The 16012-nt window shown below is 72.8% G+C and carries 15 protein-coding genes; 5 read left to right on the top strand and 10 right to left on the bottom strand.

Annotated features, from left to right (window positions below; all coding sequences use genetic code 11):
* Positions 1–114: 114 nt before the first annotated feature.
* Complete coding sequence (locus ACIPEQ_RS08690) at positions 115–1251, top strand: 5-(carboxyamino)imidazole ribonucleotide synthase (protein ID WP_402462393.1); 1137 nt, start codon at positions 115–117, stop codon at positions 1249–1251.
* Between the two features lie 122 nt (positions 1252–1373).
* Entirely contained in the window at positions 1374–1883 is a 510-nt protein-coding gene (purE, locus tag ACIPEQ_RS08685) for a 5-(carboxyamino)imidazole ribonucleotide mutase (RefSeq protein WP_402462390.1), read from the top strand.
* 86 nt (positions 1884–1969) lie between these two features.
* Here purE and ACIPEQ_RS08680 read toward each other — a convergent pair whose 3' ends face one another.
* The 8 genes from ACIPEQ_RS08680 to ACIPEQ_RS08645 all read right to left on the bottom strand — a co-directional run bounded on the left by ACIPEQ_RS08680 (position 1970) and on the right by ACIPEQ_RS08645 (position 10830).
* Complete coding sequence (locus tag ACIPEQ_RS08680; protein WP_402462387.1) at positions 1970–2605, bottom strand: hypothetical protein; 636 nt, start codon at positions 2603–2605, stop codon at positions 1970–1972.
* A gap of 104 nt (positions 2606–2709) precedes the next feature.
* Positions 2710–3852: a glycosyltransferase family 4 protein gene (locus ACIPEQ_RS08675; RefSeq protein WP_402462384.1), complete on the bottom strand. Its 1143-nt coding sequence runs from the start codon at positions 3850–3852 to the stop codon at positions 2710–2712.
* 55 nt (positions 3853–3907) lie between these two features.
* Complete coding sequence (locus ACIPEQ_RS08670; RefSeq protein WP_402714857.1) at positions 3908–4900, bottom strand: YbhN family protein; 993 nt, start codon at positions 4898–4900, stop codon at positions 3908–3910.
* On the bottom strand, positions 4884–5735 hold the full coding sequence (gene rfbD, locus ACIPEQ_RS08665; protein ID WP_402462378.1) for a dTDP-4-dehydrorhamnose reductase: 852 nt from the start codon (positions 5733–5735) through the stop codon (positions 4884–4886). The genes ACIPEQ_RS08670 and rfbD overlap by 17 nt, the downstream gene beginning before the upstream one ends.
* Complete coding sequence (gene rfbB / locus ACIPEQ_RS08660; RefSeq protein ID WP_250367280.1) at positions 5732–6718, bottom strand: dTDP-glucose 4,6-dehydratase; 987 nt, start codon at positions 6716–6718, stop codon at positions 5732–5734. Before rfbB ends, rfbD begins: the two co-directional genes overlap by 4 nt.
* An 11-nt stretch (positions 6719–6729) precedes the next feature.
* The gene (locus tag ACIPEQ_RS08655; protein ID WP_402462374.1) at positions 6730–8340 is read right to left on the bottom strand and encodes a hypothetical protein; all 1611 of its coding nucleotides are present in this window, start codon (positions 8338–8340) and stop codon (positions 6730–6732) included.
* A 14-nt stretch (positions 8341–8354) separates the two neighbouring features.
* Positions 8355–9884, bottom strand: a complete 1530-nt coding sequence (locus tag ACIPEQ_RS08650) for a phospholipid carrier-dependent glycosyltransferase (RefSeq protein ID WP_402462371.1) — start codon at positions 9882–9884, stop codon at positions 8355–8357.
* A 4-nt stretch (positions 9885–9888) separates the two neighbouring features.
* Positions 9889–10830, bottom strand: coding sequence for a glycosyltransferase family 2 protein (locus ACIPEQ_RS08645; RefSeq protein WP_126890687.1), 942 nt, complete (start codon positions 10828–10830; stop codon positions 9889–9891).
* Between the two features lie 138 nt (positions 10831–10968).
* On the opposite strand from ACIPEQ_RS08645, the gene ACIPEQ_RS08640 reads away from it, so the two are divergent.
* Positions 10969–11586 carry a dTDP-4-dehydrorhamnose 3,5-epimerase family protein gene (locus ACIPEQ_RS08640; RefSeq protein WP_126890688.1) on the top strand — a complete coding sequence of 206 codons (618 nt, stop codon included), beginning with the start codon at positions 10969–10971 and terminating at the stop codon, positions 11584–11586.
* Positions 11583–12446: a glucose-1-phosphate thymidylyltransferase RfbA gene (rfbA, locus tag ACIPEQ_RS08635; RefSeq protein WP_209824129.1), complete on the top strand. Its 864-nt coding sequence runs from the start codon at positions 11583–11585 to the stop codon at positions 12444–12446. The genes ACIPEQ_RS08640 and rfbA overlap by 4 nt, the downstream gene beginning before the upstream one ends.
* Positions 12447–12515: 69 nt before the next feature.
* Here the strand turns inward: rfbA and ACIPEQ_RS08630 are convergent, their stop codons facing one another.
* Positions 12516–13367, bottom strand: a complete 852-nt coding sequence (locus ACIPEQ_RS08630) for a glycosyltransferase family 2 protein (protein WP_250367277.1) — start codon at positions 13365–13367, stop codon at positions 12516–12518.
* A complete protein-coding gene (locus tag ACIPEQ_RS08625; protein WP_402462364.1) occupies positions 13364–14485 on the bottom strand; it encodes a glycosyltransferase family 4 protein in 1122 nt (373 codons plus the stop codon). Before ACIPEQ_RS08625 ends, ACIPEQ_RS08630 begins: the two co-directional genes overlap by 4 nt.
* Positions 14486–14561: 76 nt before the next feature.
* On the opposite strand from ACIPEQ_RS08625, the gene ACIPEQ_RS08620 reads away from it, so the two are divergent.
* The gene (locus ACIPEQ_RS08620) at positions 14562–15953 is read left to right on the top strand and encodes a glycosyltransferase family 4 protein (protein WP_402462361.1); all 1392 of its coding nucleotides are present in this window, start codon (positions 14562–14564) and stop codon (positions 15951–15953) included.
* Positions 15954–16012 lie beyond the last annotated feature (59 nt).

Below are 16012 nucleotides of genomic sequence, written 5' to 3'. Positions count from 1 at the left end.
GAGTTGTGGGTGGCCGGGCGGACCCCGGCAGGCGCCGGTCGGCGACCGGCAGAACCTCCATTGTAGACAACGTGCTCTCACCGACCGGTGGGAGCGGCGGAAGGAACACACAGCATGGCCTTGCGTGTCGGAGTCGTCGGCGGCGGACAGCTCGCCCGGATGATGGTCCCCGCTGCTGTCGAGCTCGGTCTCGACATCCGCGTCCTCGCCGAGGGCCCGGGCATGTCGGCGGCCATCGCCGCCACCGCCGAGGGCGACTACCACGACCTCGACACGGTCCTCGCCTTCGCCCGCGGGGTGGATGCGGTCACCTTCGACCACGAGCACGTGCCACAGGACGTCCTGCGGGGTCTCGTCGAGGCCGGGATCGCCGTGCACCCGGGACCCGAGGCACTCGCGGTCGCCCAGGACAAGATCGTCATGCGGCAGCGCCTCAGCGACCTCGGGCTGCCGGTGCCGGACTGGGCCGCCGTGCACCACGCGGAGGAACTCCGTGCCTTCCTCGCCGACCACGGCGGGCGAGCCGTCGTCAAGACCGCCCGCGGCGGCTACGACGGCAAGGGCGTCCGAGTGGTCGCCGACGCCTCGGACGTCGACGACTGGTTCGTGGCGATCGCCGAGTCCGGCTCCGACCAGGCGCTCCTCGTCGAGGAGCTCGTGCCCTTCACCCGCGAGCTCGCCCAGTCGGTCGCGCGTCGCCCCTCCGGGGAGATCGTCGCCTGGCCGCTCGTCGAGACCGTCCAGCGCGACGGCGTCTGCGCCGAGGTCATCGCCCCGGCACCCGCGAGCGCCGGCCGGCTCGCCGACGCGGCGGAGTCGCTCGCGGTGCGCATCGCGGAGGAGCTCGGTGTCACCGGGGTGCTCGCCGTCGAGCTGTTCCAGACCGCCGACGAGCGCATCCTCGTGAACGAGCTCGCGATGCGGCCGCACAACACCGGCCACTGGACGATCGACGGCGCGACGACGAGCCAGTTCGAGCAGCACCTCCGGGCGGTGCTCGACCTGCCGCTCGGGGCGACCGGGTCGCACGACCCGGTCGCGGTGATGGTGAACGTGCTCGGGGGACCTGCCGACGGCGACCTCGCCGCCCGGTACCCCGGCGCGCTCGCGGCCTTCCCCGACGCGAAGCTGCACTTCTACGGCAAGTCCCCACGACCCGGCCGCAAGGTCGGGCACGTGACGGTCACCGGGGACGACGTCGACGACGTCGTGTACCGGGCGCGTGCAGCGGCCGCCCACTTCGACGACTGACGCGCGGACGAGCCGCTGGAACCGCGCGGGGTGACCCGCACGGTCGGAGCGGGTCGAGCCTCCCGTCCGGTGGCGCGCGGTGCGCACGCATCGCGTCCGCTGGGCTCGGCTAGCCTCGTGTCGTGACCGACACCACCGCGCCCTCCCCGCTCGTCTCGATCATCATGGGGTCGGACTCCGACTGGCCCACCATGCGGGCAGCGGCGGACACCCTCGCCGAGCTCGCCGTCCCGTTCGAGGCCGACGTGGTCTCGGCGCACCGCACCCCGGACAAGATGGTGCGCTACGCCCGCGCCGCGGCCGGCCGCGGGATCCGCGTCGTCATCGCCGGCGCCGGCGGAGCCGCACACCTGCCCGGCATGGTCGCCTCGATGACGACCCTCCCCGTCATCGGCGTGCCCGTGCAGCTCGCACGACTGGACGGCCTCGACTCGCTGCTCTCGATCGTGCAGATGCCCGCGGGTGTCCCGGTGGCGACGATGGCGATCAACGGGGCCGCGAACGCGGGACTGCTCGCGGCGCGGATCATCGGCTCGTCGGAGCCGGACGTCGCCGCACGCCTCGCGGAGTACGCCGCCGGACTCGAGCGCGTCGTCGAGCGGAAGGCCGCGGCGCTCCGCGAGCAGGTCTGACGGCGACCGCCGGGCCCGCGCGCCCGGGCCGGAGGTCGAGGCTCGGGACACCTCGTGCGTCGGCCGGGGGTCGGGCCCGGTTCGTCTCAGGCGGGGGTCGCGACGCCGGTGATCCCGTCGACCGAGACGGACCGCGTGCCGTCCGCGGTCGTGACCGTGGCGGCCCACGTCGGTGCGGTGGCCGTGCCGTCGAGGACGAGGGACGCGAGCTCCCCGCCTCCGACCGCCGCCGTCGCCGCGGCGACGGCACTCGCCGCGGTGGTCTGCAGCGCGGCGGCACGCGCGGTCGTGGCGGCCTGGGTCGCCGCGTCCACCTGCTTCGGGAACGGGCCGGAGGTCACGCGGTCGAGTGTCGCCGAGACCACGGACTGCGTCTGGGAGCCGTCCGGTCCGGCGACGACGACCGTCCACGAGTCGCCGGACCCGGCGATCGAGACGACCGTGCCACCGCCGGCCGCCGCGACGCCCTGCGCGGCGACCTTCTCGAAGTCGACGTGGTCAGGGTGGTCGACGCCGCTGCCGTTGCCGGTACCGCTCGCGGTGCCGTCGTCCGTCGGAGCGGCGCCGTCGCCACCGCTCGCGCTGCTGCTCGACGACGCTCCGGACGGGGAACGGGAGGCGTCCGGGCCGGCGCCGTCGCCGGAGCACGCCGCCAGGGTGGTCGCCAGGCCGACGGCGAGGACGATCGATGCGGTCAGGACCGGAGCGGGACGACGTGACATGGCTCGATGATGACAGTCGTGCCGGGGCCGCGTCGCGCGCGGGGCGGTGGGTCGGCGCATCGATGCCCAGCCGTGACCGTCCGGGCGAGTGTTGCTGCTGTGGCTCAGAGGTCGGCGTGCAGCTGCCAGGTCTCGAGCGCCGAGTCGTGCCAGTCGAACATGCGGGCGCGGTCGGGCCCGGCGACGGCGAGCTGCCCCGCGAGCAGCGGGTCCGCGGTAACCTGGTAGATCGCCTGCGCGAGCCGCTCGGGGTACGACTCCGGCCGGTCGCGCGCGACGACGACACCGGCGTCCGCCGCGACCTCGCTGACCGCGGCGTCGTCCGAGTGGATCACGGGGGTGCCGAAGCTCATCGCCTCGATCACCGGCAGGCCGAACCCCTCGGCGAGGCTCGGGAAGACGAACACCGTCGCCCGGTCGTACACGACCGCGAGGTCGGCGTCGTCGACGCGACCGAGCACCTTGACCCGGTCGGCGGCGAGCCCGGCGCGTTCGGCGATCGCGTGGACGTCGACGTCGCCCCAGCCGTCCGGCCCGGCGATGACCAGCGGGACGTCACGCGGCGCGTCGGGGTGCGCCATCGCCTCGATGAGCTGGCGGAGGCCCTTGCGTGGTTCGAAGGTGCCCACGGCGAGGACGTAGCGCGGCGGGAGACCCAGGCGCTCGGCACGGAGGTCGGCGTCGACGGGGACGCGCAGGCGTCCGGTCGGGGCGCCGCCGATGACCCGCAGCCGGTCGCCGAAGTGGTGGATCTCGTCGAGCTGCGCTGCGACGGCGTGCGTGGGGACGACGACGGCATCGGCGTGCTTCCACGCACGCTTCACCATCGCCCGGTGGAAGTGCACGCCGCGCGGCGTCAGGGTCTCGGGGTGGGTCCACGGGACGGTGTCGTGCACCGTGACGACCGTCTGCCGGCCCGGCTCCTGGAACCGGTCGTGCTTCACGAGGGGCGCGAGCACGCTCGGCGCGTGCACCATGCCGCGCGAGGCGCCGTGGGCGAGGCCGCCCTGCCAGGCCACGGCGAGTTCGCGCCGGGGCAGGGCGAGCCGCTCGATGCCGGCGAGCCCCGGGAGGAGCGTGCGCAGGCGGTCGACGTCGGCGCGCGGGGCGGCGGACACGATGCCCTCGACGTCACAGCCGGCGGGAGCCGTCTCGACGAGCTTCCGCGTGAGCTCCTCCGCGTAGCGGCCGATCCCACCCGGGACCGGCGCGATCACCTGGTCCACGACGACGCGGAGAGTGGTCATGCGGTGGGGCTCCTCGGGTCGGTGGGGCGGCACTGCGCGCAGTACCGGCGCGACACTACCAGGGGCGCTCGGGAGATCCCGCTGCGCCGCCGCGTCCGCCGCGGCGACGGTGCCGGACCGCCAGCGCTCCTCCGACGGCGGCGAGGACGACGTCACCGAGGGTCATCATCGCGCGACTGACGACCGCGAGGGCCAGGGCGCCGGGCACGCCGGCGACGGGTCCGAGGAGCAGGACCAGGACGCCCTCCCGGGCTCCGAGGCCGGCCGGGGCGATGACGACCAGGAACCCCACCAGCCAGGCGACGGCGTAGGCAGCGGTCGCGAGCGGCGGCACCGACGGTCCGTGCGCCCCGAACGCGCGCAGGACGGTCGTCGCCTGCACCCCGTAGGCGAGCCACATCGCCGCCGACCAGCCCACCGACGCGAGGGTCCCGCTCCAGGTGAGTGCGACGACCTGCGGCGGACGACGGAGCAGGCGCATCGCGAGGACGATCAGCCGCGCGAGCACCGGCGGCGCCACCGTGACGAGGCCGACCGCCGCGACGAGTGCCAGCCACCAGAACGTGGCGAGCCCGTCGGGCGCCCCGACGAGCAGACCGACGATGCCCACCAGGGCGGCCGTGACCATGCTGACGAGCATCGACGCGAGTGCGGCGACCGCGCTCGTCGCGCGGGGGAGGCCGTGGGCGCGGCCCAGCTCCGCCTGCGCCGCGATCGACCACACCCCGCCGGGCAGGTACTTGCCCAGCTGCCCGACGAAGAACACCGACGCCGACGCCGACACGGGCAGACGCGTCCCCGTCGCCGCGGTCATCGCCCGCCACGACGCCATGTTCGCCACCAGGGCGACGAAGGTCGCGACGAGACCGGTCGCGACGGTCCCGACCGAGAGTGTGGCGACGTCACGGACGATCGCGTCCCACTGCTGCACGACCCCCACGACGAGGAGCGCGACCGCGAGTGCGGCCGCGCTCCACTTCACCGCCGTGAGGACCCGACCGCGACGTCCGGGGGTCCCACCGTCGGTCGGCTCAGGCGTCGAGGACACCGGCCTCCGCCGCCGCGTGGAGCGCTTCGCGCCAGTCGCGCATCGGCGCGATGCCGGCGCGCAGCCAGGCGTCGTGCCCGAGCACGCTGTACGCCGGACGCGGAGCAGGACGGACGAACGCCGAGCTGTCCGTCGGCAGGACGCGCTCCGGGTCGAGCCCGACCTCGGTGTAGATCGCCTTCGTGAAGTCGAGCCACGACCCTTGCCCGGCGTTCGTGCCGTGGTAGGTGCCGGCCGGTGCGTCGGCGTCGAGCATCGCGACGATCTGTCGGGCGAGGTCGCCCGTCCACGTCGGCTGACCGACCTGGTCCGTGACCACGCTGACGGTGTCGTGCGACCCGGCGAGCCGGATCATCGTCTTCGCGAAGTTGGGGCCACCGGCGCCGTAGAGCCACGCGGCCCGCACGATGTACGACGAGTCCGGCGCGATCCGTCGGACCGCGTCCTCGCCGGCCGCCTTCGTGCGACCGTAGGCCCCGATCGGGTCGGTCGGCTCGTCCTCGGCGTACGGCGAGGTGCCGTTGCCGTCGAAGACGTAGTCGGTCGACACGTGCACGAGCTTCGCGCCCGCGGCGACGGTCGCGGTGGCCAGCACCTCGGGGCCGCGGGCGTTCACGGCGTACGCGTCGTCCTCGTGGGACTCGGCGTCGTCCACCTTCGTGTACGCGGCGGCGTTGATGACGACGTCGTGACCGGCGACGGCCGCGGCGACCGTCTCCGGGTCGGTGATGTCCAGCTCGGCACGGGAGAGCGCGGTGACGTCACGACCGGCGAGGGCCTGCTGGAGGTCCTGGCCGAGCATGCCGGCCGCGCCGGTGATCAGGTAGCGGGTCATGCGAGGGCCGCGCGCTCCTTGAGGGGCTCCCACCAGGCGCGGTTGTCGCGGTACCACTGCACGACGTCGGCCAGGCCCTGCTCGAACGGGACCTGCGGCTCGTAGCCGAGCTCGGCCTGGATCTTCGAGATGTCCACGGAGTACCGCAGGTCGTGGCCGAGGCGGTCCTGGACGCGGTCGACGTACGACCAGTCCTTGCCGGTGGCCTCGAGCAGCATGCCGGTGAGCTCCTTGTTCGTGAGCTCGGTGCCGCCGCCGATGTTGTAGATCTCGCCCGCGCGGCCCCCGACGAGCACCATCGCGATGCCGCGTGTGTGGTCGTCGACGTGCAGCCAGTCGCGGATGTTGTTGCCCTCGCCGTACAGCGGGACGTGCCGGTCGTCGATCAGGTTCGTGACGAACAGCGGGATGACCTTCTCGGGGAAGTGGTACGGCCCGTAGTTGTTCGAGCAGCGCGTGATCGAGAGGTTCAGTCCGTGCGTCCGGTGGTAGCTGCGCGCGAGTAGGTCGCTGCCGGCCTTCGACGCCGAGTACGGCGAGTTCGGCTCGAGCGGGCGGTCCTCGGCCCACGAGCCCTCGCTGATGGAGCCGTAGACCTCGTCGGTGGACACGTGCACGAAGCGCTCCGTGCCGTGGCGGAGCGCGGCGTCGAGCAGGCGCTGCGTCCCGACGACGTTCGTCTCGACGAAGATGCCGGAGTCGCGGACCGAACGGTCGACGTGGGACTCGGCGGCGAAGTGCACGATCGCGTCGACGCCGGGGACGACCTCGTCGAGCTTCGCGGCGTCGGTGATGTCGCCCTGCACGAAGGAGTAGCGGGGGGAGTCCGCGACGGGCGCGAGGTTCTCGAGGTTGCCCGAGTAGGTGAGCGCGTCGTAGACCACGACGTCGGCGCCCTCCAGACCGGGGTAGGCGTCCTGCAGCGTACGGCGGACGAAGTTCGAGCCGATGAAGCCGGCTCCTCCGGTGACGAGGATCTTCACGCGTTGTTCCTTCAGTGATCGGTTCGACGGTCGGCGGGCAGTCTAGCGGGCGCGGTCCCGGCGGTGTCGTCGCGACCGAACCAGCGCCACACGGCGACCGCGGTGGCGAGCCCGACGACGGCCAGGAGCCCCACGAGCGCCGCGAGTGTGCCCCGGCCGGCCGGCAGCGAGGTCCAGAGCGCCTGTCGGCCCGCCGTGGAGACGCGGAACTGGAGGCCCTCGAAGGACCCCGAGTAGAGCAGGCCGAGCGCTGCGACGGCCACGACCGGGGCGACCAGCAGGACGGCTCGGGCCAGACGGACCCGGACCGCTCGCCGGACCACCAGGCCTCGCCAGGCGAGCGCCTGCACGACCAGCAGGGCGGCGATCGCCGGGAACAGGAACCGGCCCTGGGTCACGGTGATGCCGACGTGCCCGACGTAGGTCGGCCAGTCCCGGGCGAGGACGACGACGAGGGCGGTGACCGGGAACGTGCCCACGAGGGCCATCGAGCGTCGGTCGACCTGCCGACTCGCCGCGGCCCACACCAGTGCGGCGAGCGCGACCACGGTGGCGGTGTCGACGATCACGGGGGAGAGCGGCCACTGGTACCGACCGAGCAGCCCCAGGAACGAGTCCGACATGCCGTTCCAGAACGTCCCGACGAACTGCACGACGTCGGGGCCCTGGCCCGCGGGCCAGGGGTCGCGGACCGGCGCGTACGGGTCCGGTTGCGGAGAACCGGTCCGGACGAACTGCCGGGCGTACCACCACCCGGTCGTGACCGCGGGGACGAGGAGCACCACCAGGCACCTGCCGACGCGGACGAGCACGTCGCGGACGAGCACGTCGCGGCCGAGCACGTCGCGGCCGAGCACGTCGCGATCGGGCCGCCGCGCCGCGGCGCTGCCGAGCCGTCCGGCGAGCACCGCGACCAGGACGAACGGCACCGCGAGGAACCCGGCTGCCGACACGGCGGTCCCGACCGCCACCGACCCACCGAGCGCCAGCAGGGTCCACCACGACCGGTCGCCTGTGAGCACGCGCACCGCGAGCCAGGTGCTGAGTGCGCCGGCGACGATGACCGGGACCCAGACCGAGACGGAGGACCCGACCTGCGCGATCTGCGGCACGGCGAGCAGGACCGCAGCGGCCGCGACCGCGAGTCGCGGCGAGCGGGTGGCGCGACGCACCGAAGCCCACACGAGCGCCGGCAGCGGCGCCATCGCCAGGACGTCGACCAGGCGCATCACGAGCACCACGTGGTCCCAGCGCCGGGACCCGGCGTCGAGCACCAGCGCGACGGCGGCCTGCACCGCGAAGAAGGTCGGTGGGTGTTGCGACATCGGGTTCCGGAGTGCGTTCTCGGTGCCGTCCCCGACGATCGCGGCGATCGAGCCGCGCTCCGACACCGGCGGCAACCGGACGGCGACGTCCTGGGCCAGCAGCCCCTGGAAGAAGTGGAGGTGACCGGTCGCCGGCCACGGCTGTCCCGCCAGCAGGTGGAGGACCGCGTCGACGTTCGCGGCCTCCTCGGGACCCTGCAGGGGCGGGTTGACGGCTGCCCACGTCGCGAGGAGCAGGACGAACGTCGCGCTGACCCCGGCGACCGCCAGGAGCTCGGAGTGCGAGGATTGCCACACTCGGCGGAGGCCCCTCACGGGCGGGCTCCGATGTCGGTCACCGACGGGAGCGTGGTGGAGCTGCTCGGCACGCGGCGTGACAGCAGGACCGCACCGACGCCCAGCAGGAGCGCGAGGACCCACGCGGCGACGACCGCCGCCACCGGGACCGGGGTGGACGCCGCGAGCGTCGCGAGCCCGGCCGAGGTGACCCGCGCGCGGGCGACCTCGGCGAACGACGTGTAGGCCACCACGGGGCCGTACAGGGCCAGCGCGGCGGCGAGGGAGCTGACGACCGTGGCGAACCGGCGCCGGCCGGCGGGTGTGCCGAGGGCACGGCGCCACGCGATCGCGCTCAGCGCCACGAACGCGGTGATCGCCGGGAAGGAGTACCGCCCCTGCGTCCCGCCGACGAAGGTCGTGGCGAGGTAGCTGTTCCAGTTCGTCACCGTCTGGAAGACGAAGACGGTCAGGGGCAGGACGGCGAGCGTGACGGCGAGACCGAGGCCGGGCCCCCGCCGGAAGCCCCACACGAGCACCGCGCCCAGACCGAGCACGGTGGCGGTCTCGTAGACGACGGGCGAGACGACCCACTGCGCCCCACCGCCGAAGCTGCCCCAGAACGTCCGGGCGATCGTGCTCCACGAGATGCTGACGAACGTCACGGGGTCGGGACCGGTCCCGGCGGGGAACGGCTGCGGCGGACGCAGCGACGCGAAGCCGTCCGGCTGCAGCGTGTGGAAGACGAGCAGGTTCCGGAGCCACCACCACGCGCCGACCGCCGCGGCGACGGCCAGGACCCAGAGCGCCCGCAGCAGTCGCCGGAGCACGACCCGCCGACCCGACGCTCCGACGGACAGGGCGGCGGCGACCGCGACGAACGGGATCAGCGGCAGCGCCGTCCCCTTCCAGAGGATCGCGACACCGAGCGACAGGGCGAGGGCGAACGCGGTCCTCGTCCGAGCGTCGCCGGTCAGCACCCGGACGGCCAGCCACACCGTGGTGGCGCCGAAGAGCATCACCGGAGGGTCGTTCGAGACCGAGGCCCCGATCGAGGCGAGCTCGGGGACCGCGAGCACGGCGAACGCGCCGACCACGGCCGCTCGCGGACTCCGGGTGACCCGTCGGACCGTGGCCCACGCCAGTGCCGGCAGCGGGAGGACGAACAGTGCGCTGAACAGGCGCAGCGCGAGCACGTCGACAGCCGGGCGGTGCGCCTCGAAGTCGACCAGGTGCAGGACCCCGGCGGCCAGCACGTAGTAGGTCGCCGGGTGCTGCGTCATCTGGTCGACGGTGTCGACCTCGGCAGCACCCGAGGCGTCGAGCAACGTACCCATCGACGCCGTCGTCCCGGCGCCGGCCCCGTCGACGGCCTGCAGCAGGTGGAGGTCACCCGGATCGGGCCATCCGTCGCCGATCGCGACGTGCACCGCCGCATCGAAGTGCGCCCGCTCGTCGGGAGCCTCGAACGTCGGCACGAGCGCCGCCCAGAGGACGAGGATCACCCCGAAGGTCGCGGTGACCGCGAGGACGACGAGGCGTTCGCCGCGGGTGGGGGCGGTCACGGGGTCAGTCACCGTACCGAGCGAGCTTCTGCAGGTCGAGCTGCTCCTCGGCGAGGGTCCGGTTCAGTCGGGTCAGGTCGGCCACGACACCGATCGTCATCGACAGGACCGCGGTGATCACGAGGACGATGCCGATGAGGAGTGACTGCAGGTGGTTGCCGCCGGAGCCGCTGGTGAGCAGGACCAGGTACCGCACGAACGGGACCAGACCGGCGACGAGCAGCACGGCGCTCACCGAGGCGAAGAGCGCCATCGGGCGGTACATGAGGTACACACGGGCGATCGCGGACCCCGAGGCGAAGACGTGCTGCCACATGTTGCGGAACAGCCGGGACTCGCGGGTCTTCGGGTTGGTCGTGATCGGGATGCTCGCGATCGCGAGCCGCTTGTAGCCGGCCTGCACGATCGTCTCCATGCAGTAGCTGAAGCGCGTCACGATGTTCAGACGGATCAGCGAGTACTTCGAGTACGCACGGAACCCGCTGGCGGCGTCGGGCAGGTCGAGCCCGGCGGCACGGCTCGCGACCCACGACCCGAGTCGCTGCATGCCCTTCTTCAGGGTCGAGAAGTGCTCGATCGTGCGCGTCTGGCGGTCACCGATGACGATCTCGGCCTCGCCGCGCAGGATGGGCTGCACCAGGTCCGCGATCCGGGCCTGCGGGTACTGGTCGTCGCCGTCCGTGTTCACGACGATGTCCGCACCGTGCAGCAGGGCGTAGTCGACGCCGTCGCGGAACGACCGTGCGAGGCCCATGTTCGTGGTGTGGCGCACGAAGTGGGTCACCCCGTGGGCGCGGGCGACCTCCACGGTCCGGTCGGTCGAGCCGTCGTCGATGACGAGCACCTCGATCTCGTCGACACCGGGCACGGACGTCGGGATCGACTCGAGGACCGCGGGCAGGGTGGTCTCCTCGTTGAGACACGGGATCTGGACGAACAGCTTCATACGGGCTGGGGTCGCTCTCTGGTCGGAAGGGCGAGGGCTCTGGTCGGAAGGGCGAGGGGCACGGTCGGGATGACCGACACAGCCTACGTGGGAGCGCGGTCCGATCCGTCCGGCGGACCCCTTTGCTAGGCTTCCCCGGTGCAGATCCGCGAACTCAAGATCCAAGGCGCGTGGGAGTTCACCCCCGTCCAGCACGGCGACGCACGGGGGGCCTTCCTCGAGGCGTACCGCGCCGACGTGCTCGAGGAGACCGTCGGGCACCCGCTCGACCTCCGTCAGGTGAACATGTCGATCTCCTCGCGCGGCGTCGCGCGGGGCATCCACTACGCCCTCGTCGCCCCGAGCCAGGCGAAGTACGTCACCGCGGTCCGCGGGGCGTTCATCGACTACATCGTCGACATCCGCGTCGGGTCGCCGACGTTCGGGCAGTGGGACTCGGTCCGCATCGACGACGTCGACCGTCGGGCCGTGTACCTGTCCGAGGGGCTGGGGCACGCGATCGTCGCGCTCGAGGACCAGAGCACGGTGAACTACCTGGTGAGCGCTCACTACGACCCCGAGCGGGAGAAGGGGATCAGCATCCTCGACCCGACCGTCGGTCTCGAGCTGCCGGACGGCATCGGTGAGCCGGTGCTGTCCGAGAAGGACACCAGCGCTCCGACGCTCGAGCAGGCGGCCGAGCTCGGCCTGCTGCCGACGTTCGACGAGTGCCTCGCGTACACGGAGTCGCTGCGCACGAACGGGGGAGCACGATGAAGGGCATCATCCTCGCCGGCGGGTCCGGTACCCGCCTCTGGCCGATCACCAAGGGCATCTCGAAGCAGCTCATGCCCATCTACGACAAGCCGATGGTGTACTACCCGCTGTCGACCCTGATGATGGCGGGCATCCGCGAGGTCCTGGTCATCACGACCCCCGAGTACAACGACCAGTTCCGGGCGCTGCTCGGCGACGGATCGTCGCTCGGCATGGACATCCAGTACGCCGTGCAGCCGAGTCCGGACGGTCTCGCCCAGGCCTTCGTGATCGGCGAGGACTTCATCGGCGACGACAGCGTCGCGCTGGTCCTCGGCGACAACATCTTCCACGGCACCGGCCTCGGCTCGAGCCTGAAGCGGAACACCTCGGTCGACGGGGCGACGATCTTCGCCTACCAGGTGGCCGACCCCAAGGCGTACGGCGTGGTCGAGTTCGACGACGAGTTCCGGGCGCTCTCCATCGAGGAGAAGCCCGCGGTCCCGAAGTCGGACTACGCCGTCCCGGGTCTGTACTTCTACGACAACCGCGTCGTCGAGATCGCGAAGACCATCGAGCCGAGTGCGCGCGGTGAGCTCGAGATCTCCACCGTGAACGAGCGCTACCTCGACGACGGGAGCCTGAGCGTGCAGGTCCTCGACCGGGGGACCGCGTGGCTCGACACCGGGACGTTCGAGTCGATGATGCAGGCGTCCGAGTACGTCAAGGTCATCGAGGACCGACAGGGCAGCAAGATCGGGTGCATCGAGGAGATCGCCTGGCGGAACGGCTGGATCGACGACACGGCCCTGGAGGCGCTCGCCGGACCGCTGGTCAAGAGCGGCTACGGCGTCTACCTGCGTCGGCTGCTCGGCAAGTAGGCAGGACGACGACGCCCCGGTCTCGACGAGACCGGGGCGTCAGCGTGTCCGGCGTCAGCGCGTCCGGCGTCAGCGCTGCGAGCGGGTGACCCAGCGCGCCCGTGCCGCCAGACCCACGCGGAGGACCAGCCGCAGCGGTGCGAGCCACCACGCGCGGTAGCGGCGCGACAGGAACCGGTAGGCGCTGCGGTGGTGCTCCTGCTCCATGCGCCGCACGTTCTGCGCGGTCGAGTGCGCACCGGTGTGGGTGACGACGGCGGCCGGCACGTACCGGTTGGTCCACCCGGCAGCGGTGACGCGCGCGCCGAGGTCGACGTCCTCGAAGTACATGAAGTAGCTCTCGTCGAACCCGCCCAGGGCGACGAACCGGTCACGGCGGACGAGCAGGCACGCGCCGGACAGCCATCCGGCGTCGCGCTCCCGGTCGGTGTCCCGCTCGGCCTTGTACCGGAGCGACCACGGGTTGCTCGGCCACATCCGACCGAAGGCGGCGTGTCCGATGCCCGTTCGGAGCGACGGGACGTTCCTGGCGGACGGGTACACCTGTCCGTCCGCGTCGAGGATGCGCGGTCCGAAGACGGCTCCGAGCGGCGTGCGGTCGGCGGCCGCCACGAGCGTGGCGATCGCGTCGGGCCGGACCTCGACGTCGGGGTTCGACACCAGGACGTACTCGGCGTCGTCGGGGACCAGTGCGAGCCCGGCCGCGACCCCGCCGCCGTACCCGCGGTTGTCCGGCAGCGGGAGGAACCGGGCGCCGTGCCGTTCGGCGACGGTTCGGGCGGCCTCCTGCCCCGACGAGGCGTTGTCGACCACGACGACGTCGGCGTCGCCGTGGTGCTCCGAGGCGCGGATGCTCCCGAGGAACCCCTCGAGCGCCGCCGCGGAGTCGTAGGCGACCGTGACGACCGCGACGCGACTCACGATGCGCTCCGGAACGCTTCGAGGTGCCGGCTCGCGGTCGCTGCCCAGCTGAACGTGGCCGCGCGGTCCACGGCGGCGCGCCCGAGTCCGGCGCGGCGCTCCGGCGCGTCCACGAGGGCGAGGAGCGCGGCCGCGATGCTCGACGCATCGGGCTCGGTGTAGGCGACGGCGTCCCCACCGACCTCCGGCAGGGCCGTGCGGTCCGTGGTGAGGACGCAGGCCCCGGTCGACATCGCCTCGAGCACGGGGAGGCCGAAGCCCTCGGCAGAGCTCGGGTAGGCGACCACCGTGGCGCCGCCGAGCAGACCGGGGAGCGACTCGAGCGGGACGTACCCGGCCTCGTGCACGCCGTCGACCGGACCGACGGCGTCCAGGGCGGCGGCGGCGACCGTGTCCCAGCCGCGCTGACCGGCCACGACCAGGTCCGGCCCGTCCGGTCGCGAGCGTCGCAGGCTCTGGAACGCCTCGACGAGCGGTCCGACGTTCTTGCGCGGCTCGATGGTGCCGAGGAAGGCGATCCAGCCGCGGTCACGGTCGAGGCCGAGGTGCGCCGCGGCGCGGTCCACCTCGGCGTCGGTCGGTTCGTGGAAGACCGTGTGGTCGACGCCGTGGTGCGCGACCACGACGTCGCTCCGGACCGCGTCGACGTGCTCGCGCAGGGCGGCGGCGGTGGCGGCGCTCGGCACGATGCAGACACGTCGGGCGACGAGTGCGGCCCGGATCCATGCGCGGAAGAAGGTCCGCTTGATCCTGCTGTGTGCCTGCGGGTCGCTGAAGAAGGTCGCGTCGTGCAGCGTCACGACGTTGCGGTGCGCGAGCAGCGGGAACGTGTAGTGCGGCGAGTGCAGCACGCGCGCCCGGGCGCGGAGGCGGAGCCACGGGAGTCCGACCTGTTCCCACACGAAGCGCAGGGGCCTGGAGCGGATCCAGTCCGGGGCGACGGTGATCTTCGCGGACGGGGCGAGCGCCCGGAAGTGGTGGACGTGCTCGCGTCGCAGGACGAGTGCGAACGACGCGCCGAGTTCGTCGAGTCCGGACACCAGCCCCTCGAGGTAGCGCCCCACTCCGCCCAGCCGTTCCGGGATCGCGGTCCCGTCGATGAGCAGTGGAACGGTCATGGAGCTGTGCGGTTCCTCTCGGGCGGCAGGGCAGCGTCAAGCATAACGGAACCCCGTTGCCACTACGCTCGCTGGGGTGACTGCAACCCGTGTCCCCGCTCGCGCGCGCGTGCTCCTGATCGTGGGCGAACCCATCTCGGAACGCCTCGCTGGTCCGGCCATCCGTGCGTGGGAGATCGCCAGGGCCCTGACCGCGCGCCACCACCACGTGACGATCGCGTCGTCCCGCTCCGTGTCCCGGGAGGGCGAGGGCTTCCGGGTCGTCGAGTTCCGCGCGGACAACGCGGAGGCGCTCGTCGACGAGTGCGACGTCGTCGTCTTCCAGGGCGGGTTCTACAACACCGTGCCGTGGCTCGCGGTCCGTCCGCAGGTCCAGGTGATGGACCTCTACGACCCCTTCCACCTCGAGTTCCTCGGCCGCCAGCACGGGTTCGACCGCGACCAGGAGACGCGCGTGGTCAGCGAGCTCACCAAGGAGCTCAACGCGCAGCTCGCCCGCGCCGACCTCGTGCTCTGCGCCAACGACCGGCAGCGCGACCTGTGGATCGGGCAGCTCGCCGCGCTCGGTCGTGTCCGACCGCAGAACGGCACGGAGGACGGCACCATCGACGACCTCGTGCGGATCGCCCCGTTCGGCGTCACCGGCCAGGCCTTCGAGCCGACCCCCGGTGCGCTCCGCGGCAAGGTCGAGGGCATCGGCGCCGACGACTTCGTGCTCGTCTGGGGCGGCGGCCTCTACGACTGGTTCGACCCGATGACCCTGATCCGTGCGGTCGACGTGGCCCGCCACGAGGTCCCCGAGCTCCGGCTCTTCTTCATGGCGAAGGTGCACCCGAACGCGATGCTCGACGGGCACGCGGTCCCCGACCAGGCCGTCGCTCTCGCGCGCGAGCTCGGGATCCTCGGCACCCACGTCGTGTTCAACGAGGAGTGGGTGCCCTACGACGAGCGTGCCGGCTACCTCGCCGAGGCGGACATCGGCGTGACCACGCACCCGGCCGGTCTGGAGACCCGCTTCAGCTTCCGCACGCGCAACCTCGACTACCTGTGGGCCGGGCTGCCCATCATCACGAGCGAGGGCGACGTGTTCGCGGACCTCGTCGAACGGCGTGGCAACGGCCTGACCGTGCCCGTGGGCGACGTCGACGCCCTCGCCGCCGCGATCGTGCGCGCCGCACAGGACAGCAGCGCACGCGAGGCGTGGGCCGCGGCGTCCCGGGAACTCGCAGCGGAGATGACCTGGGACCGCGTGCTCGAACCGTTCCTCGAGTTCCTGGACGCGCCGGTCCGGAGCGAGGTGCCGATCTGGAACATGGTCGAGGATCCGCCGCCGCTCCCCGCCCGCACCCGCCGCGACGACCTCGTGACATTCGCCAGGCTGCTCCGCGAGGGCGGCCCGCGTCTCGTGACGGAGCGGATCCGGGACCGGGTGCGCCGGGACGCCCTGCGGGTCGTCGGGCGCCGCTGAGGGCTGCGGACGAGGCTGAGGGCGGCGGTCGACGGCCGCCTGCGACTGCCTCCTGGCGG

The organism is Curtobacterium sp. NPDC087080 (assembly GCF_044745105.1).
GTDB lineage: Bacteria > Actinomycetota > Actinomycetes > Actinomycetales > Microbacteriaceae > Curtobacterium.
The sequence above is the reverse complement of the archived record's forward strand: the minus strand, read 5'-3'. Positions and strand labels throughout refer to the sequence as shown.